This window comes from Streptococcus sanguinis SK49, from assembly GCF_000212815.1.
Lineage (GTDB): Bacteria > Bacillota > Bacilli > Lactobacillales > Streptococcaceae > Streptococcus > Streptococcus sanguinis_C.
On the sequence record NZ_GL890985.1, the window covers coordinates 583,162 to 607,186 of the forward strand.

The 24,025-nt window shown below is 40.4% G+C and carries 23 protein-coding genes, 1 tRNA gene and 1 pseudogene; 22 read left to right on the forward strand and 3 right to left on the reverse strand.

Annotation, left to right across the window (positions count from 1 at the left end; all coding sequences use genetic code 11):
• Positions 1-5 precede the first annotated feature (5 nt).
• Positions 6-79 (forward strand) — tRNA-Asn (locus HMPREF9380_RS08035).
• Positions 80-430: 351 nt separating this feature from the next.
• On the opposite strand, the pseudogene HMPREF9380_RS11850 reads toward HMPREF9380_RS08035, so the two are convergent.
• From HMPREF9380_RS11850 to HMPREF9380_RS08020, 3 genes and pseudogenes are all read right to left on the reverse strand, one after another.
• Positions 431-610: pseudogene (locus HMPREF9380_RS11850) on the reverse strand (ISL3 family transposase); the annotation flags it as partial.
• Positions 611-1,103: 493 nt separating this feature from the next.
• Positions 1,104-1,391, reverse strand: a complete 288-nt coding sequence (locus tag HMPREF9380_RS08025; RefSeq protein ID WP_002932507.1) for a hypothetical protein — start codon at positions 1,389-1,391, stop codon at positions 1,104-1,106.
• 9 nt (positions 1,392-1,400) lie between these two features.
• Positions 1,401-1,811, reverse strand: a complete 411-nt coding sequence (locus HMPREF9380_RS08020; protein WP_002932508.1) for an HIT family protein — start codon at positions 1,809-1,811, stop codon at positions 1,401-1,403.
• A gap of 68 nt (positions 1,812-1,879) precedes the next feature.
• Here HMPREF9380_RS08020 and HMPREF9380_RS08015 point away from each other — a divergent pair, with 68 nt between their 5' ends.
• The 21 genes from HMPREF9380_RS08015 to HMPREF9380_RS07920 all read left to right on the forward strand — a co-directional run bounded on the left by HMPREF9380_RS08015 (position 1,880) and on the right by HMPREF9380_RS07920 (position 23,883).
• Entirely contained in the window at positions 1,880-2,611 is a 732-nt protein-coding gene (locus HMPREF9380_RS08015; RefSeq protein ID WP_032907217.1) for an ABC transporter ATP-binding protein, read from the forward strand.
• Positions 2,608-3,654, forward strand: coding sequence for an ABC transporter permease (locus HMPREF9380_RS08010; protein ID WP_002932512.1), 1,047 nt, complete (start codon positions 2,608-2,610; stop codon positions 3,652-3,654). Before HMPREF9380_RS08015 ends, HMPREF9380_RS08010 begins: the two co-directional genes overlap by 4 nt.
• A 50-nt stretch (positions 3,655-3,704) precedes the next feature.
• Positions 3,705-4,499, forward strand: coding sequence for a cell cycle regulator CcrZ (gene ccrZ, locus HMPREF9380_RS08005; RefSeq protein ID WP_002893562.1), 795 nt, complete (start codon positions 3,705-3,707; stop codon positions 4,497-4,499).
• On the forward strand, positions 4,496-5,134 hold the full coding sequence (trmB, locus tag HMPREF9380_RS08000; RefSeq protein WP_002932514.1) for a tRNA (guanosine(46)-N7)-methyltransferase TrmB: 639 nt from the start codon (positions 4,496-4,498) through the stop codon (positions 5,132-5,134). Before ccrZ ends, trmB begins: the two co-directional genes overlap by 4 nt.
• A 199-nt stretch (positions 5,135-5,333) precedes the next feature.
• Positions 5,334-5,822: a ribosome maturation factor RimP gene (gene rimP, locus HMPREF9380_RS07995; protein ID WP_032907220.1), complete on the forward strand. Its 489-nt coding sequence runs from the start codon at positions 5,334-5,336 to the stop codon at positions 5,820-5,822.
• Between the two features lie 59 nt (positions 5,823-5,881).
• Entirely contained in the window at positions 5,882-7,138 is a 1,257-nt protein-coding gene (gene nusA, locus HMPREF9380_RS07990) for a transcription termination factor NusA (protein ID WP_235787800.1), read from the forward strand.
• A 10-nt stretch (positions 7,139-7,148) separates the two neighbouring features.
• Positions 7,149-7,445, forward strand: coding sequence for an RNase P modulator RnpM (gene rnpM / locus HMPREF9380_RS07985; RefSeq protein ID WP_002893558.1), 297 nt, complete (start codon positions 7,149-7,151; stop codon positions 7,443-7,445).
• Positions 7,438-7,734, forward strand: coding sequence for a YlxQ-related RNA-binding protein (locus HMPREF9380_RS07980; RefSeq protein ID WP_002932519.1), 297 nt, complete (start codon positions 7,438-7,440; stop codon positions 7,732-7,734). Before rnpM ends, HMPREF9380_RS07980 begins: the two co-directional genes overlap by 8 nt.
• Before the next feature lie 19 nt (positions 7,735-7,753).
• Complete coding sequence (gene infB / locus HMPREF9380_RS07975) at positions 7,754-10,549, forward strand: translation initiation factor IF-2 (protein ID WP_002932520.1); 2,796 nt, start codon at positions 7,754-7,756, stop codon at positions 10,547-10,549.
• Positions 10,550-10,726: 177 nt separating this feature from the next.
• A complete protein-coding gene (rbfA, locus tag HMPREF9380_RS07970) occupies positions 10,727-11,077 on the forward strand; it encodes a 30S ribosome-binding factor RbfA (protein ID WP_002893555.1) in 351 nt (116 codons plus the stop codon).
• A gap of 240 nt (positions 11,078-11,317) precedes the next feature.
• Entirely contained in the window at positions 11,318-12,469 is a 1,152-nt protein-coding gene (nagA, locus tag HMPREF9380_RS07965) for an N-acetylglucosamine-6-phosphate deacetylase (protein WP_032907488.1), read from the forward strand.
• Positions 12,470-12,627: 158 nt separating this feature from the next.
• Positions 12,628-12,885 (forward strand): hypothetical protein, encoded by a 258-nt coding sequence (locus HMPREF9380_RS0110970; RefSeq protein ID WP_002932522.1) that lies wholly within the window; start codon positions 12,628-12,630, stop codon positions 12,883-12,885.
• Positions 12,886-12,897: 12 nt separating this feature from the next.
• Positions 12,898-13,743 (forward strand): aldo/keto reductase, encoded by an 846-nt coding sequence (locus HMPREF9380_RS07960; RefSeq protein WP_002932524.1) that lies wholly within the window; start codon positions 12,898-12,900, stop codon positions 13,741-13,743.
• A gap of 204 nt (positions 13,744-13,947) precedes the next feature.
• The gene (locus HMPREF9380_RS07955; RefSeq protein ID WP_002932526.1) at positions 13,948-17,019 is read left to right on the forward strand and encodes a type I restriction endonuclease; all 3,072 of its coding nucleotides are present in this window, start codon (positions 13,948-13,950) and stop codon (positions 17,017-17,019) included.
• On the forward strand, positions 17,019-18,623 hold the full coding sequence (locus HMPREF9380_RS07950; RefSeq protein ID WP_002932527.1) for an HsdM family class I SAM-dependent methyltransferase: 1,605 nt from the start codon (positions 17,019-17,021) through the stop codon (positions 18,621-18,623). Before HMPREF9380_RS07955 ends, HMPREF9380_RS07950 begins: the two co-directional genes overlap by 1 nt.
• Positions 18,616-19,851, forward strand: coding sequence for a restriction endonuclease subunit S (locus tag HMPREF9380_RS07945; protein ID WP_002932529.1), 1,236 nt, complete (start codon positions 18,616-18,618; stop codon positions 19,849-19,851). The genes HMPREF9380_RS07950 and HMPREF9380_RS07945 overlap by 8 nt, the downstream gene beginning before the upstream one ends.
• Positions 19,852-19,914: 63 nt before the next feature.
• Complete coding sequence (locus HMPREF9380_RS12105) at positions 19,915-20,412, forward strand: DUF262 domain-containing protein (protein WP_002932532.1); 498 nt, start codon at positions 19,915-19,917, stop codon at positions 20,410-20,412.
• Between the two features lie 41 nt (positions 20,413-20,453).
• A complete protein-coding gene (locus HMPREF9380_RS07935; RefSeq protein WP_268869222.1) occupies positions 20,454-21,335 on the forward strand; it encodes a hypothetical protein in 882 nt (293 codons plus the stop codon).
• Entirely contained in the window at positions 21,328-22,194 is an 867-nt protein-coding gene (locus tag HMPREF9380_RS07930) for a hypothetical protein (RefSeq protein WP_002932536.1), read from the forward strand. The genes HMPREF9380_RS07935 and HMPREF9380_RS07930 overlap by 8 nt, the downstream gene beginning before the upstream one ends.
• Positions 22,195-22,466: 272 nt before the next feature.
• Positions 22,467-22,805 (forward strand): type II toxin-antitoxin system RelE/ParE family toxin, encoded by a 339-nt coding sequence (locus HMPREF9380_RS07925; protein WP_002932538.1) that lies wholly within the window; start codon positions 22,467-22,469, stop codon positions 22,803-22,805.
• Positions 22,798-23,883 carry a HigA family addiction module antitoxin gene (locus HMPREF9380_RS07920; RefSeq protein WP_002932540.1) on the forward strand — a complete coding sequence of 362 codons (1,086 nt, stop codon included), beginning with the start codon at positions 22,798-22,800 and terminating at the stop codon, positions 23,881-23,883. Before HMPREF9380_RS07925 ends, HMPREF9380_RS07920 begins: the two co-directional genes overlap by 8 nt.
• Positions 23,884-24,025: the final 142 nt, after the last annotated feature.

Genomic DNA, 24,025 nt, shown 5'->3' on the forward strand with positions numbered 1-24,025 from the left:
TTTTATCCGCCATAGCTCAGTTGGTAGTAGCGCATGACTGTTAATCATGATGTCGTAGGTTCGAGTCCTACTGGCGGAGTTTTATTTTTGCTAGTTATTTATCCGGCTTGTTTATTTCTTTTTTGCCTTTTTGTCAACTGTAGTGGGTTACTATATAATCACATTCTGGAGAGGATTTATTAATTCTCTCCTTTTTGATATTAAATGTGGCGATAATTCTACTTTTAAACTTTTCTAAGTTTGGAAGCAGAATGCATTTAGCTTAATGACTTTGATGAGTGTGAAAGCGATCAAGGTTAATTTTCGCAGAAGGAGAGGGTTTTTTATTGATGTCATAGTAGGGGATAAACATATCTATGGCAATGCCTTTCTCTTGGTTTTAGGGACTTTGTTAATTAGTTTTTGTTTGAGAATTGTTTCGATTTGACGTTTTTTCTTGACTAAGGAAGTCATATTTAGCCATTTGTCCTTGACAGTGAGGACAGTTAGGAGCAGGATAATCTAGATTAGCGATAATTTCTTTATGTGTTTTAGAATTTAAAACATCCAATATTATAATGCTCTTGTCTTTAATTCCGAGTAAGTTTGTTATAAAATTTAATTGTTCCATAAGAGCCTTTTTAATGATGGTTTTGTCGCTTTTCATTATAGGTCGTAGGGGATATTTTTCTACAACAGAATAGGCTTCATAATTCCTACAGTGTCTTTACCTACTTCAGAAATTATAGAGCCTTTCTTTTATCTTTTTTTGATTTTTTATTAAAAATTATGGTTTAGACTTTTTACCTGCTTTAAAGTTTTTATTTTCATAAAAATAGAAGGAAGCAGTATTTTGAAAAATCTATTTTTCATTTATAATTGTAGTGCCTCTTACAAAGAAAACTGTTTTTTAAAATTATTGATGATTTCTTACATTACCTATTTTCTTTTCTGGCTAATTTTCTCTCGAAGAATAAGACTAGATAAACATAAACTATTTTATAATAGTAGTCTTAGTTTCTATTGTTTTGAATTTTTTGTTATATTTATTTTAATATATGATAATTTAGTTGAATGAGTGCGTCTGATTTCAGAAATAATCCTTATTTAAAGTTTTTTCTCTATCACGACTCGTACTTTTCCCAGATGTCTTTGACTTGCTGGATCTGCACTTGAGCTTGGTTTTCAAGGGCTTTATATTTATAAGTAAGATCTTGAGCGATGTCTTTGACTTGCTCTTTTTGCTCTTGAATGATGGCAATATTTCGTTGAATATTTGCTAGGCTGTCCTTTACTTTGTCTAGACTATCTGTTGTTTCAATGATTTCTTCTTGAATTTTTTGACGGTTTTCAACCAGTTTGTAGCTGGCTGCTGCGGCACCGATAAATAGGAAAATATTTGAAAGTTTCATATTCCCTCCTTAAGCTTGTGCAATCTTCTCAGCTAATTCGGCTAGAGCTGGGAAGTCTGGTTCGTGGGCTGCGAAAGTAATCTTGAGGTCATCTGCATCACTGTAGCGCGGTGCCAAATGCACATGGGTATGAAAGACAGTTTGTCCAGCAATTTCTTCGTTGTTGTTGATGATATTCATACCAGCTGCACCTGTGGCTTTCATGACCTTTCGAGCAATGTCAGGTACGCGAGCGAAGAGCTGACTGGTGCTGTCGGCATCCATATCCAGCATATTTCGGAAATGCTCTTTAGGGACAACCAAGGTATGACCTGGTGTTACCTGGGAAATATCCAGAAAAGCAAGGACTTTCTCGTCTTCATAGACTTTAGAAGAAGGGATTTCTCCGGCAATAATTTTACAAAAAATACAATCAGCCATAAATGGTACCTCTATTCGCTAGATTTTGTTATAATATAAGAACCATTATACCAGAATTCGGAGAAAATATGTTAGAAATCAAAGAGCTTACGGGCGGCTATGTTAATATCCCGGTTTTAAAGGATGTTAGCTTTGAAGTGGGCAATGGCCAGCTGGTTGGTCTGATTGGTCTCAACGGTGCAGGCAAGTCCACGACTATCAGTGAGATTATCGGTCTTTTGACGCCTTATAAGGGGCAGATTCAGATTGATGGGTTGGAGCTGCGGACCAATCCCAGTGATTACCGTAAGAAAATCGGTTTTATTCCGGAAACGCCTAGTCTCTATGAAGAATTAACCCTGCGCGAGCACATTGAGACGGTAGCTATGGCTTACGACATTGAGCAGGAGACAGCTTTTGAGCGTGTGGATAAGTTGCTGGAAATGTTCCGACTCAAGGAAAAACTGGATTGGTTTCCTGTTCACTTTTCAAAAGGAATGAAGCAAAAAGTGATGATTATCTGTGCTTTTGTAGTTGATCCTAGCCTTTTTATTGTGGATGAGCCTTTTCTGGGTCTGGATCCGGTAGCTATTGCAGACCTTATCCAGCTCTTGGATGAGGAAAAGAAGAAGGGCAAGTCGATTCTGATGAGCACCCATGTTCTGGACTCTGCCGAGAAGATGTGCGATAGTTTTGTAATCTTGCACAAGGGTCAAGTACGGGCCAAGGGCAGCTTGACTGAGTTGCGGACCCAATTTCAAATGCCGGATGCTAGTCTGAATGACATCTATCTAGCCCTGACAGAAGAGGCGGCGCTATGAAAGAATTATTTACCAAACGAAAGCAGGATTTTCGTCAGCAGTGTCTGAAATACCTGCGCTATGTTTTTAATGATCATTTCGTGCTCTTTCTGCTGATTTTTATGGGATTTTTAGGTGTTCAGTACAGTCAGCTTTTGCGACATTTTTCGACCAATCACCTACCTATTATTGCTAGTCTGGTTATTCTATCGGTCTTTATCCTGCCTTTTGGACGGATTGCGACCTATCTGGAAAAGCCGGATGCACTCTTTCTCTTGGTCAGAGAAGCAGAAGTCAGGGCTTTTATCAAGGCTCAGATTCTGCGCTCCTATCTCTTGTACGCAGTCTTACAGATTGGAATCTTACTGTTACTGGCTCCGCTTTTTCTGGCTCTGGGCTTGCCTGTTTGGGGCTTCGGGCTTTACTGCCTCCTTATGCTAGTCTTGAAATGGTTTTTGTTTCAGAATAAGGCCAAGAAGTTCTTTACTGAAAATGGCCTAGATTGGCAGGTTCTGGTGGCTTATGAAGCTGCTCGAAAGCAGACGATTCTCCGTTTCTTTGCTCTCTTTACAAATGTTAAAGGCATTTCAAATAGTGTGAAGCGCCGGGCCTATCTGGATGGTTTGACGAGGCTTGTGGGCAAGCAGCATAGCAAGACCTGGCAGAATCTCTTTTTGCGCTCTTACTTGCGAAATGGAGACTTCTTTGCGTTAACCCTAAGACTGCTCTTTTTGGCTCTTTTGGCTTTGGTTTTTGTCAGTCAAGCTTGGATTGCTGCAGCTTTTGTGGTCTTGTTCAATTACCTCTTGCTCTTCCAGCTGACAGCCTTGTACGAAGCTTTTGATTATCAGTTTTTGACCCAGCTTTTTCCGATAGAAAGAGGGGAAAAGCTGAAGGGAGCAAGACAAATTATCACATCTATTGGCAGCAGTGTCCTTTTGGCTGAAGTGATGACTGCTCTGCTCTTTTTTCAAGACAAGACAGCAGTGCTGGCCATGCTGGGAGCGACTGTCCTACTCTATCTGTTCTATCTGCCGTTTAAATTACGGAGATTGGTTGACTAAAAGAGGTAAAATTAGTAAAATGATAAAGAAACTTTTTACGGAGGGGAAACATGGACTTGGTTGATAACGAGCTGACCCTGACACCGATAGCTGGTAAGAGCGGAAAGGCCTATATGGGGACTTATCCGGACGGGGGGCGCGTTTTCGTCAAGATGAATACAACCCCTATCTTAGCAGGCTTAGCTCGAGAACAAATCGCACCGCAGCTTTTGTGGAGCCGTCGGATGCCGGACGGCAACGTAATGAGCGGGCAGGAGTGGCTTTCAGGCACTATTCTGACCCCAAATGATATGTCCAAAAAGCAGGTAATCAATATTTTGACTCGGCTGCATCGCTCGCGCCCATTGATGACGCAGCTGACCAAGCTGGGCTATACTTTGGAAACGCCGACTGATTTGCTGAATGCTTGGCTCAATCAAGTGCCGCTTGCTTTGAGGAATAATCAATATCTGCAATCAGTTATCCGAGACTTGCGCCAGACTGTGCCGGCCTTTCGTGAGGATTATGCGACCATTGTTCACGGAGATGTGCGCCACAGCAACTGGGTAGAGACCGACAGTGGGCTTATTTACTTGGTGGATTGGGATTCTGTGCGCCTGACAGACAGGATGATGGATGTAGCTCATATTTTAAGCCATTATGTGCCTGATTCAGGCTGGCAAGAGTGGCTGAGTGCTTATGGCTATAAATATAATCAAACTGTTTTCAATAAGCTATACTGGTTTGGTCAGTATTCTTATCTGATGCAGATTGCCAAATACTATGAAAACAATGATTTAGAAAATGTGAACCGGGAGATTTACGCATTACGAAACTTCCGTTCCAAATACGGAAGAGGACAATGAGAGTAAGGAATCGTAAGGGAGCGACGGAACTGCTAGAGGCGCATCCCCAGTATGTGATTTTGAATCCGGCAGATGCCAAGGGCAGATGGCAGGAGATTTTTGGCAATGGTCACCCCATTCATGTAGAGGTTGGCAGTGGCAAAGGAGCTTTTGTGTCCGGTATGGCCAAGGCCAATCCGGATATCAACTACATTGGGATTGATATTCAAAAATCGGTCCTCAGCTATGCCTTAGACAAGGTGCTAGCAACGGATGTGCCCAATATCAAGCTTCTCTGGGTGGACGGTTCGGATCTGACTGATTATTTTGAAGATGGCGAGATTGACCGCCTCTATCTGAACTTCTCGGATCCTTGGCCCAAGAAACGTCATGAAAAGCGCCGTCTGACCTATCAGTCCTTTCTGGCGACCTATCAGCAGATTCTGCCAGAAAATGGAGAAATCCACTTCAAAACGGACAACCGCGGTCTTTTTGAGTATAGCCTAGTAAGCTTTTCTCAGTATGGTATGAAGTTAAAGGGCGTGTGGTTAGATTTGCATGCCAGCGACTTCGAGGACAATGTCTTGACTGAGTATGAGCAGAAATTTGCTAACAAAGGACAAGTCATCTACCGGGTGGAAGCAGCATTTGAATAAGAAAGAGTCTTCAAGGAAATGCTCCTTGAAGACTTTATTATTAAGAAAGAATTTTACTTTAAAATAATAGTATTTTAAGTGGAATTCGGTCTTTAAAAGCTTGTACAGCATATTTCCCTTGCATTCTGGGATTTGTCGTGCTATAATACTAGTAATAAATAAGGAAAGAGAGGCGAGGAAGTATCTTCGCCTCTTATCTGTGAGGAGGTGTCGTCATATCGCAACGATTGTTGAATTGGTGAGGGAGGTTATTGAACCAGCCATTTTGGCCCCCTATGAATTAGTCGATATTGAGTACGGAAAGATGGGCGGAGACTACGTTCTCAGTGTCTTTGTAGATAAGCCTGAGGGCATTACGGTCAATGATACAGCAGATTTGACGGATATTATCAGTCCGCTCTTGGATCAAATCAAACCAGATCCCTTCCCAGAACAGTATTTTCTGGAAGTGACCAGTCCTGGCTTGGAGCGTCCGCTCAAGACCAAGGAACAGCTATCCAATGCAGTCGGCAGTTATATCCATGTCAGTCTCTATAAGGCTGTTGACAAGCAGAAAGTCTTTGAAGGCACCTTGCTGAGCTTTGAAGAGGACGTTCTGCACATGGAATATCTGGACAAGACTCGCAGAAAAGAAGTCGAAATTCCCTACAGTCTGGTTTCCAAAGCCAGATTAGCCGTTAAGTTTTAGCCGCAGAAGCAATATAGAAAAGAAAGGAACACTTTTGTTTCGGCAAAAGTCACATGAAAATGAGTAAAGAAATGCTAGAGGCCTTCCGCATTCTGGAAGAAGACAAAGGAATCAAGAAAGAAGATATCATTGACGCGGTGACCGAGTCACTCCGCTCTGCCTATCGTCGTCGCTATGGTCAGGCAGATAGCGCAGCCATTGAGTTTGACGAAAAGTCAGGAGATTTCCGTGTCTATACTGTTCGCGAAGTCGTGGACGAGGTCTTTGACAGCCGTTTGGAAATCAGTCTCAAAGATGCCTTGGCTATCAGTTCAGCCTATGAATTGGGAGATAAGATTAAGTTTGAAGAAGCGCCAACTGAATTTGGCCGAGTCGCTGCTCAGTCTGCTAAGCAAACCATCATGGAAAAGATGCGCAAGCAGACCCGAGCAATCACCTACAATACCTATAAAGAGCATGAAAATGAAATCATGTCAGGAACGGTGGAGCGTTTTGATAATCGCTTTATCTATGTCAATCTTGGTAGCATTGAAGCGCAGCTATCGAAGCAAGATCAGATTCCTGGCGAGGTATTTGCCTCTCATGACCGTATCGAAGTCTTTGTTTACAAGGTAGAAGACAATCCTCGTGGCGTCAATGTCTTTGTCAGCCGCAGTCATCCAGAAATGATCAAGCGCTTGATGGAGCAGGAAATCCCAGAAGTTTATGACGGAACTGTGGAAATCATGAGCGTATCGCGGGAAGCAGGCGATCGGACCAAGGTAGCGGTTCGCAGCCACAACCCTAATGTGGATGCCATCGGAACAATCGTGGGACGCGGTGGAGCCAATATCAAGAAAATTACTAGCAAGTTCCATCCTGCCAAATACGATCCAAAGAGCGGCCGTATGGTGCCGACTGAAGAAAATATCGACGTCATCGAGTGGGTAGCAGATCCAGCTGAATTTATCTACAATGCTATTGCTCCTGCAGAGGTTGACCAAGTTATCTTTAACCAAGAAGATAACAAGCGGGCCTTGGTTGTCGTACCAGACAACAAGCTTTCTCTGGCTATCGGCCGTCGCGGACAGAACGTACGCTTGGCAGCTCATTTGACAGGCTTTAGAATCGATATCAAGTCTGCCACAGAGTTTGAAGAAATGGAAGCAGCCAATGAACTGGGCGGATTTGCTCAGGAAGCAGAAGAAATTCTTGCGGATGCAGATGTACTAGAGACAGAAGTTTCAGCAGCAGAAGCAACAGACTTTGACGCAGCTGCAGAGGAAACTGTACTAGAAACAGCTGGTTTAGAAAGCGAAGCTGAAGAACTAGACTAAGGGGGCTGGAATGGCAAAAACAAGAAAAATCCCTTTAAGAAAATCAGTGGTGTCCAACGAAGTGATTGACAAGCGTGATTTACTGCGGATTGTCAAGAACAAGGAAGGTCAAGTCTTTATCGATCCGACAGGCAAGGCCAACGGCCGTGGAGCCTATATCAAGCTGGACAATCAAGAAGCTCTTCAAGCCAAGAAGAAGCGGGTCTTTAACCGCAGCTTTAGTATGGAAGTGGATGAGGCTTTCTATGATGAGTTAATCGCTTATGTCGATCATAAGGTCAAAAGAAGAGAGTTAGGTCTTGAATAAAGAGAAACTTGCAAATTTGCTGGGTCTGGCTCAGCGGGCTGGCCGCATCATTTCTGGTGAGGAGCTGACCATCAAAGCTATCCAAGAGGGAAAAGCACATCTGGTCTTTTTGGCTCAGGATGCAGCTCCTAATCTCAGCAAGAAAATCACTGATAAAAGTCGTTACTACCAAGTAGAAGTATCAACCGTGTTTTCAACACTGGAATTAAGCTCTGCCATTGGCAAGGCCAGAAAAGTGCTCGCCGTGACAGATGCTGGTTTTACAAAGAAAATGAGGTCTCTTATGTAATAGAAGAGGAGGACAAGATTTGTCTAAAGTAAGATTGTATGAAATCGCCAAAGAACTGGGAAAAGAAAGCAAGGAGGTAGTGGCTCGTGCGAAGGAGCTGGGACTGGATGTCAAAAGTCATTCATCCAGCGTAGAAGCTGACGCTGGTGAGCGAATCAAGTCCAGCTTTACGAAAAAAGCAGCCGCACCTCAAGCTACTGTAGAAAAGCCTGCAGCAGCTCAGCCATCACCGCAAAAAACTCCTGCCAAAGAGGCAGCGCCAGTCAAGGCAGAACAGACAGAAGCAAAAGTAACTGCTAAGCCAGAAGCGAAAGTAGAAACAGCTGCGCCTGTAAAGCGCCCGCAAAGCCGGAACTTTAAGGCAGAACGTGAAGCGAGAGCCAAGGAAGAGGCAGAGCGTCGGAAGCAGCAAGGCAACCGCAAACCACAAAACAAAGAGCAAGGCAAACGTGAGGACCGTGATAATCGAAATAAGAATCGCGGAAACCGCAAAGACCGAGATAGGGGCAATCGTCCAAATGACCGTCGCGATAATCGTGGTCAAGATGGCCGCCGAAATGATCAGAATCATCAAGGATTTAACGGTCAAAACCGCCAACAGCCTCAAGGACCGAAGATTGACTTTAAGGCCCGGGCAGCAGCTTTGAAAGCAGAGCAGAATGCTGAATACGCTCGCTCAAGCGAGGAACGCTTTAAGCAAGCTCAGGAAGCAAAAGAAGTTATGGAACGGCAAAACCGCCGCAAGGAGCAGCCTAAGGCAGAAGCAAGTGCACCAGTTCAGCCTGCACCAGCTCCATCTGCTCCAGCAGCTAATCCAAGCCCAGCGCCAGCAGCTGTGGATACGCGTCGTAAGAAGCAAGCTCGACCAGATAAGAAGCGCGATGATTTTGATCGCGAAGAAGAAGGTCCAAGAAAACAACAAAAGAATCGAAGCAGTCAAAATCAAGTGAGAAATCAAAGAAATAGTAATTGGAATAAAAACAAGAAAAATAAAAAAGGAAAGGGCAACAATAATCAGGCACCAAAACCTGTTACAGAACGTAAGTTCCATGAGTTGCCAACTGAATTTGAATATACAGACGGAATGACCGTTGCAGAAATTGCAAAACGGATCAAGCGCGAGCCAGCTGAAATTGTTAAGAAGCTCTTTATGATGGGCGTGATGGCAACGCAAAACCAATCTCTTGACGGCGATACTATTGAGCTCCTTATGGTGGACTATGGTATCGAAGCTAAGAAGAAGGTGGAAGTTGACACAGCCGACATTGAGCGCTTCTTCGTAGAAGAAGGTTATATCAACCAAGATGCCTTGGTAGAGCGTCCGCCAGTTGTTACCATCATGGGACACGTTGACCATGGTAAAACAACCCTCTTGGATACCCTGCGTAACTCTCGCGTAGCTACAGGTGAAGCAGGTGGTATTACTCAGCACATCGGTGCTTACCAGATTGAGGAAAGCGGCAAGAAGATTACTTTCTTGGATACGCCTGGACACGCGGCCTTTACTTCTATGCGGGCCCGCGGTGCCTCTGTTACGGATATCACTATCCTGGTGGTAGCGGCTGATGACGGTGTTATGCCGCAAACGATCGAAGCTATCAACCACTCCAAGGCGGCTGATGTCCCAATCATCGTAGCTATCAACAAGATCGATAAGCCAGGAGCGAATCCTGAGCGCGTGATTGGTGAATTGGCTGAGCATGGTGTCATGTCAACAGCTTGGGGCGGAGATTCTGAATTTGTTGAAATCTCAGCGAAATTCAATCAAAATATCGACAGCTTGCTGGAAACAGTCCTCTTGGTGGCTGAAATTCAAGAGCTCAAGGCAGATCCGACTGTTCGAGCAATTGGTACAGTTATTGAAGCCCGTCTGGATAAAGGAAAAGGTGCTGTCGCAACCCTTCTGGTTCAGCAGGGAACTCTGAATGTACAGGATCCAATCGTTGTTGGTAATACCTTCGGTCGGGTTCGTGCTATGACCAATGATCTGGGCCGTCGTGTTAAGGTGGCAGGACCATCTACACCGGTTTCTATCACTGGTCTCAATGAAACTCCGATGGCTGGTGACCACTTTGCGGTCTATGAAGATGAAAAAGCTGCGCGTGCAGCCGGTGAAGAACGTGCCAAACGTGCTCTTCTCAAACAGCGTCAAGCTACTCACCGCGTCAGTCTGGAAAATCTCTTTGATACCCTCAAAGCTGGTGAAGTTAAGTCTGTCAATGTTATCATCAAGGCTGATGTGCAGGGTTCTGTAGAAGCCCTATCTGCTTCCCTGCAAAAGATTGAAGTGGAAGGCGTTAAGATTACCATCGTCCATTCAGCAGTTGGTGCTATCAATGAGTCAGACGTGACACTGGCAGAAGCCTCAAATGCCTTCATCATCGGATTTAACGTGCGTCCTACATCTCAAGCTCGCCAGCAGGCAGAAGCTGATGATGTCGAAATCCGCCTTCACAGCATTATCTACAAGGTTATCGAAGAAATGGAAGATGCCATGAAGGGAATGCTGGATCCAGAATACGAAGAAAAAATCATCGGGGAAGCTCTTATCCGCGAGACCTTTAAGGTTTCCAAGGTTGGTACTATCGGTGGATTTATGGTTATCAACGGTAAAGTTACCCGTGATTCCAAGGTTCGTGTTATCCGTGACGGCGTCGTGATTTACGATGGGGAGCTTGCCAGCCTCAAGCACTTCAAGGATGATGTTAAGGAAGTTACTAACGGCCGCGAAGGTGGACTCATGATTGATGGCTACAATGACATCCAAGTAGATGACACGATCGAAGCCTACATCATGGAAGAAATTAAGAAATAAGATACGAAGTAGTTTAAAAACTCGCAGTGAAAATAATTGTTGGTGGAAGTCTATACTTCTAGTTCCACAACTTTTTTCACAAAGAGTTTAGAAGAAATTTCATTCATTAAAACTAAAATATAAGCTAGGCCTAGCCTAGCTTATATTGCAGAAGAGAAAAATTAGAAAGGAAATCTCATGGCAAATAATTTTCGTACAGACCGTGTGGGCATGGAAATCAAGCGCGAAGTCAATGAAATCTTGCAGAAGAAAGTTCGTGACCCGAGGGTGCAGGGAGTGACCATCACTGATGTCCAAATGCTGGGCGACCTATCCATGGCCAAGGTCTACTACACGATTATGAGCAATCTGGCTTCTGATAATCAAAAAGCTCAGACCGGTCTGGAAAAAGCGACCGGTACCATCAAGCGAGAGCTGGGCCACAATCTGAAGATGTACAAGATTCCAGATTTGACCTTTGTCAAGGACGAATCAATCGAGTATGGCAATAAAATCGACCAGATGCTACGCGATTTAGAGAAAAAATAAAGTAGAAACTCAGCTGTCATGGTTGGGTTTTCTGTTTTTTTAATTTAATATAACAATTTTTTGCAAAAATAGGTATATACCATTTACAAATAAAAAAGAAAGAGTTATAATATAGTCAAGAAAACTCAGAGATTCAAAAGCGGGAGTTAGAAAGCAGCTATAGAAAGATGCTAGATCTATCACAGAATTACGCTTTGAATGGCAGAGAATACAGAAGTCAAGAACAAGGGAGGCAGTCTTATGCCTACATATATCAAAGCAGATCAATTTTTTTATCCTCAAGGAATCCGTCAGGGCGGTTATTTAGAGCTGATTGACGGCAAGTTTGGCAAGTTGGTGCAGTCTGTTCCGCAGGATGCAGAAGTCATAGATTACAGTGGCTACTCGATTGCACCAGGTCTGGTGGACACTCACATTCATGGCTTCGGCGGTGTTGATGTGATGGACAATAACATTGAAGGAACTATTCATACCATGAGTGAGGGTCTCTTGACTACCGGTGTGACCAGCTTTTTACCCACAACCCTGACCTCATCCTATGAGCGACTCTTAGCAGTCACTGAAAATATCGGTGCTCGCTATCAAGAAGCCAGCGGGGCCAAGATTCGCGGTCTCTATTTTGAAGGGCCTTATTTCACCGAGAAGTATAAGGGTGCCCAAAATCCTGCCTATATGAAAGATCCTAGCATGGATGAGTTTCGTGCTTGGCAGAAGGCCGCAAATGGCTTGCTCAATAAAATTGCTCTCGCGCCAGAACGTGATGGCGTGGAGGATTTTGTCCGCACGCTGACTGATGAAGGCGTGACTGTTGCACTGGGGCATTCTAACGCAACCTATGATGAAGCCAAAACTGCGGTCGAAGCAGGTGCCAGTGTCTGGGTGCATGCTTACAATGGTATGCGGGGCTTGACTCATCGGGAGCTAGGCATGGTTGGTGCCATGTATGAGTTGCCCCACACCTATGCGGAACTGATTTGTGACGGCCACCATGTGGACCCTAAGGCCTGTGACATCTTGCTCAAGCAGAAGGGACATGAAAATATTGCCCTCATTACTGACTGTATGACCGCAGGAGGTCTTGAAGATGGTGACTACATGCTGGGAGAATTTCCAGTGGTTGTGGCGGAAGGAACAGCTCGGCTCAAGTCAACGGGCAATCTAGCTGGCTCTATCCTCAAGCTCAAGGACGGATTGAAAAATGTGGTCAAATGGGGCATTGCCAATCCTCATCAGGCGGTTATGATGGCTAGCTTGATTCCGGCAAAATCAGTCCATATTGATGATGTCTGCGGACAGATCAAGGAAGGCTACGATGCTGACTTTATCGTCTTAGATAAAGATTTAGAGCTAGTAGCTACTTATCTTGATGGTCAAGAACGATTCCATGTATGAGAACCGCAGGTATTTTAAATTAGTCTCCTTATATTTTTCAGAAAGAGCAGGGCAACCTGTTCTTTTTGTTTGGCAGACGCCTTGATAGTCTTCGCCTAGATTTGAATTGCTTTCTTAGGCGTGATATAATGAGACTATAATGTGAACAGGAGTAGGCTATGAAACGAATTGATGCGAAATTTTTGATAATGGGACTTGTTTTGCTGCTGGCGGGACTGATCTTTGGACGAATCTTGATCCTTGTCGCAGGAGTAGCTTTCATTATCTATAGCTTTTTCAGTAAAGGCATGGAGCCAACCAAGGAAAATATCTTTAAACCTAAGCCAATACTGAAGAAAAGGAAAAAAAGTGAGCAGTTCTGCTCTTGTGAACACTATAGCAGCTGCCTTGCTGAAGGCAGTAGATGGAACTTGTAAAGGAGACATGAGATGAGAGAATATCTTTTGAACAATGGTGTAGGCATTCCGGTGCTGGGCTTCGGTACTTGGAAGGCTCAGGATGGCGAAGAAGCCTATCAGGCAACATTAGCCGCTCTCAAGGCAGGCTATCGGCATATTGATACGGCAGCCATCTATAAGAACGAAGAGAGTGTCGGACGGGCAATCAAGGACAGCGGCATTCCGCGGGAGGAGCTCTTCATCACGACCAAGCTTTGGAATGACATTCATACTTACGAGGAAGCTCAAGAGGCCTTTGCTGCCTCAATGGAGCGGTTGGGACTGGACTATCTGGACCTCTACCTCATCCACTGGCCGAATCCCAAACCCCTGAGGGAAAACGATGCTTGGAAAAAGCGCAATGCCGAAGTCTGGCGGGCTATGGAAGATCTTTATAATCTCGGAAAGATTCGAGCGATTGGCGTCAGCAATTTCCTGCCTCATCACTTAGAAGCCTTGTTTGAAACAGCGCGCATGACTCCTGCTGTCAATCAAATCCGACTGGCTCCAGGTGTCTATCAGACAGAGGCGGTGAACTTCTGCCGTGAGCATGAGATTTTACTGGAAGCTTGGGGACCATTTGGCCAAGGAGAGCTCTTCCAAAATCCAGCTGTGCAGGCTGTGGCAGACAAGTATGGCAAGACCATTGCTCAAGTCGCGCTAGCTTGGAGCTTGCAGGAAGGCTTCCTGCCCCTGCCTAAGTCGGTCACTCCGAGCCGGATTGCCAGCAATCTGGACTGCTTTGGCATCGAGCTAGATGCTGCCGACTTGGAAGTGCTCAAAAATGTCAGCGGTTTGGCCGGTGGCGCACCAAATCCGGATGGGATGGATTTTTAGATGAAAACATAAATAGTAAATTGCTAGAAGTCAATGTCTAATTTATTTCATTTTATACACGAAAATGGTGTAGATAAAATTAATCTCTCAATTTATAGATTGAGAGATTTTTAAATTTACTGAGTTATCTTATGTAATGAATAAGAAACGAGTGAAAAAATGGTATAATAAGAAATAATAGATTTTATAGTAAGGGTTGATTATATGAGAACAAGAGCAGACCAAATTAGATTTTCTGAATTAACTCGCGTACAGATTCCTGCAGTACTACACCTAATTAGGATAGGATATACCTATTTGTCTCGTAAAAGCCAAGAAATTATTGAAAGGGATTCCGAAACGAATATTTTGGTATCTATTTTTAGAGAACAGTATCGTAAGTTGAATAATTATGCAACTGATATGGACTTTGAACGAGATTTAAATAATATCAAGCTAGAGCTGAATCAAAACGATTTGGGTCGAGCTTTCTATAATCGTATTCAAGGGGATGGCGGTGCGACCTATATTGATTGGAACAATCCGGAAGCGAATACTTTTCATGTAGCTATGGAAGTATCTTGTCAAAATGGTAATGATGAGTTCAGACCAGATGTGATGATTTTTATTAATGGCTTGCCGCTATCTTATATTGAAGTGAAACAGCCCAATGCAATTAGAGATGGAAAAACTGGCATTCAATCCGAGCAGGATAGAACGAGATATCGCTTTGAAAATAAGAAATTTCGCCGTTTCAATAATATAACACAATTTATTTCGTTTTCAGATAATTCATCTTACGTGAGTGGGCAAGGAGGACAAAAACAGGGGTCTTATTATTGTTCAAACGCCTTTTCTAAGACTAAATTCAATGCTTTTAAAGAAGAAAGAGAGGTTGATTTTCTTCATAGTTTTCAGACTCTGACTCAGGATGATATTGAATATGTTTTGGAAGATATGAATCAGCTACCACTTCAAACTCTTCCAGAGTTTGCAACAAATATGCAACCTGATACACCATGCAATTCGTTTTTGACTTCTCTATATCAAAAAGAACGCCTATTTTTTATGCTACGTTTTGGGCTTGCTTATGTTGAGGAAGAAGGTAAGGACGGGCAACGCCAACTCCAAAAGCATGTAATGCGCTATCCGCAATATTTTGCTACCCGAGCTATCAAAGATATGATTTCAAAGGGTATTAAAAAGGGTGTTATTTGGCATACTCAAGGTTCGGGTAAGACAGCCTTGGCTTATTTTAATATTCGTTATTTAAAGAATTATTTTTCAAAACAAAGCATTATTCCAAAATTCTATTTTGTTGTTGATCGCTTAGATTTGGCTGACCAAGCTTATAGAGAGTTTGCTAAGCGCGGTTTACAGGTTAAACGTATCAATAAACCGAAAGAATTAAACCAAAAACATGATGGCTATGATGTAGCTGTTGTAAATATACAAAAATTTAAAGACAGCTCCGATTTGACGGATAGTTCTGGCTATGACCTTAACTGTCAAAATGTTTATTTTATCGATGAAGCTCATCGTTCTTATAATGAACGTGGATCCTACCTACCAAATCTTTATAATTCGGACAAGCGTGCCATTAAAATTGCTCTAACGGGAACACCTTTGATTACCTACAAGAAAGATGGACGGACCAAAGAGAGTCATGCAACGACGAGAGATATTTTCGGAAATTACATCCATAAATATTACTATAACCAATCTATTGAAGATGGCTTTACTCTACGACTGATGCGAGAAGATATTGAAACCTCGTATAAGGAGAATCTTCGGTCGATAAATGAAGAAATTCAACGTGGCGGACTCTCTAAAGAGGATATCTTTGCTCATCGTAAGTATGTCTCCCCTATGTTAGATTTTATCTTAGAAGATTTCACTAGAGCAAGAAAGTTTATTTTTGATGATGATTCTATCGGAGGCATGATTGTTTGTGATTCATCCAAGCAGGCTCGTGAGCTAGAACGGCAGCTTGAGGAACGACGTCAAAATGGACAAACGAACCTAAGTTCAGCTCTCATTTTGCATGATGAAGGAGATAAGGACTATAAGAAAGAAAGGGTGGAAGCATTTAAGGAAGGCAAGATTGATTTGATTATTGTCTACTCTATGCTTCTAACTGGCTTTGATGCTCCCAGACTGAAACGTCTTTATTTAGGCCGTAAAATAAAAGCTCATAATCTCTTACAAACTCTGACTCGTGTTAATAGACCCTATAAAGATTATTTGTTCGGTTATGTAGTTGACTTTGCGGATATTTCCCAAGAATTTGATAAGACTAATCGAGCCTATCTTGAGGAACTTAATCATGAGTATGATATTACGGTCACTGGTGAAAATGAAGAAGATGTCTTTGGGTCTCTTTTTGTACCAGCTGATGAGATTAGTCGAGAATTGGAAAAATCAAATCTTATTTTGATGGATTACCCAACTGGAAATCGAGCGGCTTTTGCAATAGCTGTTGATGAAGTGAAGGACAGAAGAGAGTTGATTGAACTCAAAAAAGCGATAGAATCTGTCAAGCAGTACTATAACATTGCAAGTCTCCTAGGCTATAAGGAGTTAATGGATCAAATTGATATCAAATTAATTTCGACTTTTTTGAACATCATCTCCAGAAGATTGATCAACCTTTCTGCTATGGAAAGACCAGATGACTTTTCTAGCCAGGCATTACTGAACCTCGCGATGTCAGAAACTAGTTTTTCTTTTGTAAAGATTGCAGAAGAGGAATTGCGATTAGCAGCTAATGATCTGGATGATTTACGTCGGCGGATCGCCAATGGACTTAATAATCAGAAAGATAAAAAAGATCCTGAATGGGTTCAACTTTTTGAAGAGTTCAAGCGAATTATGAAAAAACATATGATCCATGAGGAAGAAGGCTACACCATGGATGTTATTCTGCATACCAAAGAGGCTTATCATAAACTTTTTGGAGCAGTTGATGATTATCGAAGTCGTATGAGACGTTTGACCATGAATTTTGATGGAGATGAGATGGCTGCTAGAAGCTATAAGCATGCAACTAATTCGTCCAAAGTTAGTGCTTTTCCAGCAGTTTATCATGTCATCAAGGGAGCTAAGATTCAGGTTGATAGACTAGTCGGTCAAAATCAAGGTGTACTGGACAATGAGGCCTTTCTAAAAAGAATGATTAGTCAGGCAGCTCGCGAGGAAATGAAAAAAACAAAATTAAACAGTAGTTTGACCAGAGAAAATTTTGAAAAGCTTGTTGAATCACTGTTTGAACAATATGAAGAGGAATACCAACATTAATGAATGAGAATTACAAAAATCTTGTCCAAGATTTAGTTGATGATTTAAAAGCTGTTTTTACACATGCTGGTTTAGGAGGAGAGGCTGGTGAATACAAGCTTCTTACCCAGTCTTTCTTATATAAGTTTTTAAATGATAAGTTTCTCTATGAAGCAAAGGCAGTAGATACAAAGAATATCTATGAGGAACTTGTTAAGATGAGCCTTGATGATTATAGGTGGCTTTTGGAAGATATAGGTACTGCGACTGCTCAGCTTAAACCTGAGCAGTTCATTGAGACTTTGCATCGTAAGCAAAATGAAGACAATTTCTATGAAATATTTGAAACGACTCTCAACCAAATAGCTATTGACAATAATGATATCTTCTCTGTTCATACGGATGGAGACACAGCTATTCGTCTTTTTGATGAGCGTTTAATTACAGATAATATTTCAGATTCAAGCAAACGTAATCAAGTCGCAAGAGCTATCATCAATCTACTTGCTCGTATCAAGTTTGATGAGACTATTTTTTCACAAGGTTTCGACTTTTTCTCTACCCTCTTTGAGTATATGATCAAGGACTATAACAAAGACGGTGGAGGCAAGTATGCCGAGTACTACACGCCTCACTCTGTCGCTAAGATTATCGCTGATATCTTGGTGGGAAATGATCAACCATCAAACGTGCGGATCTATGACCCGTCAGCTGGTTCTGGAACCTTGCTTATGAATTTGGCTAGTCGTATCGGTGTGGATAAGACCACTGTCTATAGTCAGGATATCTCGCAAAAATCGTCTAATCTCCTCCGTCTTAATCTAATTTTGAATGGACTGCAGCATTCCATCCATAATATCGTACAGGGAAATACTATCATCGCCAATCGTCATCCTGAAAAGATGGACTATATCGTCTCTAACCCTCCTTTTAAACTGGACTTTTCAGAGTGGCGTGACCGAGTGGAAAGTTTGCCAGAAGCCAGTGAGCGTTTCTTTGCAGGAGTACCAAAGGTTCCAGCCAAGTCTAAGGACAAGATGGCGATTTACGAGCTCTTTGTTCAGCATATTATCTACTCCTTGAAGCCAGATGGTCAAGCAGCCGTTGTCCTACCGACAGGATTTATCACGGCTCAGTCTGGAATTGATAAGACCATCCGCCAACACTTGGTGGACAATCAAATGCTGGCAGGTGTCGTTTCTATGCCGTCCAATATCTTTGCGACGACAGGTACCAACGTCTCTATCCTCTTTATCGATAAGAAAAATAAGGGCGATGTTGTCCTCATCGATGCTTCAAACCTCGGAACCAAGGTCAAGGAAGGCAAGAACCAAAAGACCGTGCTGTCTCCTGAGGAAGAGCAGAAGATTGTCGAGACCTTTATCAAGAAAGAAGCCGTCGAGGACTTTTCTGTCACCGTCTCTTATGATGACATCAAGGAGAAAAACTACTCTCTTAGCGCTGGCCAATACTTTGACATCAAGATAGACTATGTGGATATCACAGCAGAAGAGTTTGAAGCCAAGATGACCGCCTTTCAAGATAAACTTTCAGATCTCTTTCAGCAATCGCACGCATTGGAGCAGGAAATTGAAGAGCAGATGAAGGGATTGAAGTATGAGTAGAGTAATTTTAGGGGATATTGCTATTTCTCAAACAGGTCCTTTTGGTAGCCAATTACATGAGGAAGATTATGTTAGCGAAGGAACTCCTATAGTAACGGTAGAACATTTGGGAGATACAAATTTTACACATCAAAATCTTCCTTTCGTATCTGAAGCTGATACGAAGAGATTAAGTAAATACATCTTAATTGAAGGAGATATTGTTTTTAGCAGGGTAGGCTCTATTGATAGAAATGTTTACGTTGATAAAAATCATGAAGGTTGGATGTTTTCAGGTAGATGTATAAGAGTACGAGCTGATAAAAACAAAGTTAACCCTAGATATTTATCTTATTATTTTAAACAAAATAGTTTCAAAAAGATGATGATGAATCTGGCAGTTGGAGCAACAATGCCATCGTTGAACACAAAAATTATGAATTCAATAGAATTGGATTTATTGCCCAGAGAGAATCAAGATAAAATTGCAAACATACTTTCAGCAATTGATGATAAAATCCAAATCAATAACCAAATCAACCAAGAGTTGGAAGCCATGGCTAAGACCCTCTATGACTACTGGTTTGTGCAGTTTGATTTCCCAGACCAAAATGGCAAACCCTACAAATCATCAAGCGGAAAGATGGTCTATAACCCAGAACTCAAACGCGAAATTCCAGAGGGGTGGGGAGTGACAAAGCTCAATGAAGTCGTAGATTTGATTTCAGGTTATCCTTTCTCAAGTAATGATTACGTAACTAGTGGAAAGTATAAATTATATACTATTAAGAATGTTCAAGATGGGTATACTGTTGATAAGGTGGATAATTATCTTGATTTTCTCCCGAGCAATATGTCAGATGAATGTCAACTTCGTCGAGGGGATTTGATTATGTCGTTAACTGGCAATGTAGGAAGAGTAGGGATGGTTTGTGAAGACGATGTTCTTTTAAATCAACGAGTTTTAAAGTTGAATCCAATTAATAAAACTCATAAGTCATTTATTTACAGTTTCTTTAGAAGTGATGTCACAAAAGCTCATTTAGAAAACATGTCGACAGGAACTTCTCAAAAGAACTTGAGTCCGATTGATATTGGTAATATGATGATTCCGTTTCCTTCTGAAAGCTTGCTTAGCAAATTTTTGGATAATTTGAATATGTTAGAGAATAATCTTGTCGAAAATCAACAACTCACTCAACTTCGCGATTGGCTCTTGCCAATGCTGATGAATGGACAGGTGAAGTAGGGATTGTGAATTCTATAAAAGGCATGTAACCTATACATGGTATAAATTTAAAGGAGTAATCAGATGGAAGATAATGTAATTAAAGAAGAAATCTTAAATATTTTAAATGGAGACGAATGGCAAATGAAGCTTAAGGAATTGATGAATGTCTCTAGTGAATCGGAAATAGAGATAGATATAAAATCTATTACACAGGCTGACAGCAATGATTTTATTTTAGTCAAACTTCTTGTAAATGGCCAGGGAAGTTTATTTGCTTTTGACTTAAATTATAGCCAAATTAATAATATTGTTGAAGTTATAGCAACGGAAGATATAACAGAAGCTGAAATCCGCAACAATAAAACTAGTTTCGATATTTCTTACTGGTCATATAATATAACATATAGCCAATTATCAAATATGTATGAAAAAAAGATAATAAAAGTTCCTGATATGCAAAGAGGTTTCGTTTGGAGTAAGCTTCAAGCGTCTCGCCTTATTGAGTCAATTCTTATGGGACTTCCGCTTCCTAGTATTTTTTTAGTTCAAATTGAAGAAGACGGTAGAAAAAATACTTAGTAATTGATGGGCTACAACGTATTACTGCAATTAATTATTTTATTAAAAATAGGCGTTTACCTAACTCTAAATTAAAAAATAGTGCAGGTTTTGCATTGAGCGGTGTAAATCAGAAATTTGATGGAAAAACTTTTGATGAATTAGATTCTGAAGGTTTAGCAGATAATTTAGAGCTTAATACAATTAATGTTATAGAATTTAAACAGTCAAGCCCTTATACAGAGTCGGCAATTTATCAAGTTTTTGAAAGGCTTAATAGTGGTGGGACTTCTCTAACTAGTCAACAAATTCGAAACTCTATTTATTATGGCTATTTTAACAAAAAAATAAATGAGTTTTCAGAAAAATATATCTCTCAATATTTTTCACAGAGTGCAAATCTTAATCTTATGAATTCTGAACTTGTTCTGAGGACAATCTCTATCTTTGACTTAATAAGAAATGATGGTGGGATTGATGCGTTTTCTACTGTGGGAAGCATAGTTTATAAAAATTTGCTAAATGATACTGCTGAGAAATATCACATAGAGTATAAAAAAAGTGAAAGAAAAGAAGCTTTGAGAGAGTATGAGGAAAAAATAGACAACATATTTAATGATTTATTAATTTCTTTGACTCATGCCAAAAAAATATTAGAGGATGATGCCTTTAAAAGATATATTGTAAAAACAGACACTTTTACAACTAGAATTTCTCCAATCCTATTTGAAACAATAATTGTTACACTGATGCTAAATGATTACAGTGAAGAAGAACTACTTTATAAAAAGGAAAGAATTAAAACAAAATATAAGGAGCTCTTCATTAACAAATCAGAGAATCAAAACAGTGACTTTGAGTTGTTTTTTACACAAGGTACTGGAAAACGAGATAATATTTGGAATCGAATAACTACTATGCAAAAGGTATTCTTTAATGATTAATAAATTTAAAAATGATCTTATAAATTTCAAAAAGTCACTAAAAAGTATAGAACCTCTAAATCATAGTGATGATTCGTATAGTCTCTTATTAAACGATCTATTAATAAAAATATATTCATCGTTTGAACAATATAATAAATCATTACTTAGAGAACTTAAGCAAGAGATCGAAAGCAATCATAGATTTTTACCAATTAGTAAAGTACATAAAGAAATAAATGATAGGTTTGTTGCCCCTACAAAAAGTGAAAATTTAATTGAAAAATTTACTATACTTAAAGATGACTATTTTTTTGAAGAATATAAAAATCTAATAGATTCTGTGGTTAATGAGAGAAATAGATATGCCCATCAAGGTAATCATGGATTATCGATAGAAATTCTTTTAGGGGGATTAGTTGGAATTCAGTATACCGTGAGAAGGATGTATGATATTTATATCGTTTGGAGAGAAGTTGATACATCAACAATAGATAATTTAATAGAGAAAGAAAAGACTTTTATAAATAAGGCTACAAATTTAAAAAATATTCTTACTCAACAGTCGGGCAGTAAAGAAGTGATTTCTATCTCTACAGTAGAACTATTTAATAAATTTTTAGCTACAAGGAGTGATTTTTTGACTCTACTGGATGAAGTTGATTCTAATAATTGTTATAGCATTCGAAAAACTAGTATAGAAGGTTTAGATGAAGAGGTAACTAAATATAGTGCAAGTGATTATAGTAAGATTTTCAACAGTTACTATTCTACGATTGTTAAAAGTTATCTCGGTTTAGATACACTTTCAAAGAATATTACTGTAAGAACTATGCAAGAAACATTAGATTTTTATGTGAATTCGTTGTTTGAATTTTAATTAATACTAGACTTATTAAGTCCTTAATATAATCAAACTTTTTACTCACAAAAAATTATTTTATCGTTCTTAATTAGCCTCTTTTAGAAAATGTTGAATAATTCCTGCAATCTCAATATTTCTAGAAACTTATATGCTTTTAAAGATGTATAGTCACTGACAGAAATCGTCAGGAAGACTACCCAGCCAAATTACTTTTGGCTGGTTTTTATTGTCTAAAGATGATATAATTAAATTACCTAAAAGGTAATTTAATTTAACGAAAGGGGCATATGAAGCTTATCTATACAAACAAAACTGTTAAAAAGCAGTGCACAGAGCTGAGGCAGGCGAAAAAGGATTTTTCGGATAAGATTGCAGTAAAGTTGCATCAGTTGATTAACTTTTTAGAAGCGGCGGATTCCTTGGCTAGTGTGATAGCTTTTCCTAAATATCATTTTCACCAACTCAAGGGAAAGAGACAAGGACAGTTTGCTTTAGATATAGATGGTCGAAAGGGTTCCTATCGGTTGATTGTGGAATTTCGTGACGAGGATCTAGAAAAGGTATTTCCTAGTCCCATTGAAATCGAAATCCTAAAAATAGAGGAGGTCAGCAATCACTATGAGTAATAAAATTGTTGAATACAAAGACCTGATTGCTTTTCATCCAGGTCAGTATGTTGGAGAGTTGATTGAAGATTATAACGTAACGCAGAAAGAATTTGCGGAGCGTTTGGGGGTTTCAGCAAAGACTGTCAGCAAGCTGGTCAATGCTGAGGAGTCCATTAGTAAGGAAACGGCTCATAAGTTAGCCAAGCTAAGCGGAGTTTCCATGCAAACCTGGCTCAATCTTCAAAATGCTTATGATGTAAAAGTGGCAGAGATTGTAGAACAAAAAGAGCTAGAAGAAGGTAGCGAGAAAGAAATTTGTGAGATGATTGATTTCAAGTATTTTAAGGAAGAAGGCTATGTTACAGAAAAGCGCTATACTTTGAAAGAAAAGATTGTCGAACTTCGCAAGATTCTAGGTGTTGCAAGTTTAGAAAACCTCTTAACTTTCAATCATCTAGTGAGTTATCGGAATACACGTGAGTTTACGCCTAAAAGTATAGTGAATTCCAACGTCATGCTGGAGTTGGCATCTAAAAAAGCACGTGATAAAACAACTACTAAGCTCAATCGTAGAAAGCTAGGAAGAAGCTTGCCTGCCTTGAGAAAGTTGACCAGACAAGACCCAGAAGTCTTTCCTCAACGCTTGTCTGATATCTTGCTAGACTGTGGTGTTGTCTTAGTTGGTCTACCAGCTTTGCCAAATGCAAATCTGAATGGTGCTACGAAAAAATTTGGAAATGGCAGTGCGCTGCTTTTACTCACGGATCGAAACAAAGCGTCCGATATTTTCTGGTTCTCACTTTTTCATGAGATTGGGCATATTCTGGAGAATGATTTTTCATCTGATGCTGGAAATAGTGAGTCATACCTTCGTTCCGAGGAGCAGGCAGACCAGTTTGCAAAAGATCTCTTGATTAGACCTGAAGACTATCAAGCTTTTGTTGAAAAAGGGAACTTTGATAAGTCAGATATCCTTTGCTTTGCTGAGGAAATAGATATTCACCCTAGTATTGTCTTAGGACGCTTGCAGAAGGAGCAGTACCTTGGATATGAGCAGTTTAGAGAATTAAAAGAGAACTATTCCTTTGTTTCTTGAGAATTTTTGATCTTATGAGAATTTTATTCCAAGAAGTAGTCCGTTTGCTTATTTATCAATGAGAAATAGTATTTCATTAACATCCCATAACAAACCAATCAAACTGGTGCATTCTGAGCTAGTTCTGATTGGTTTTTCTTAT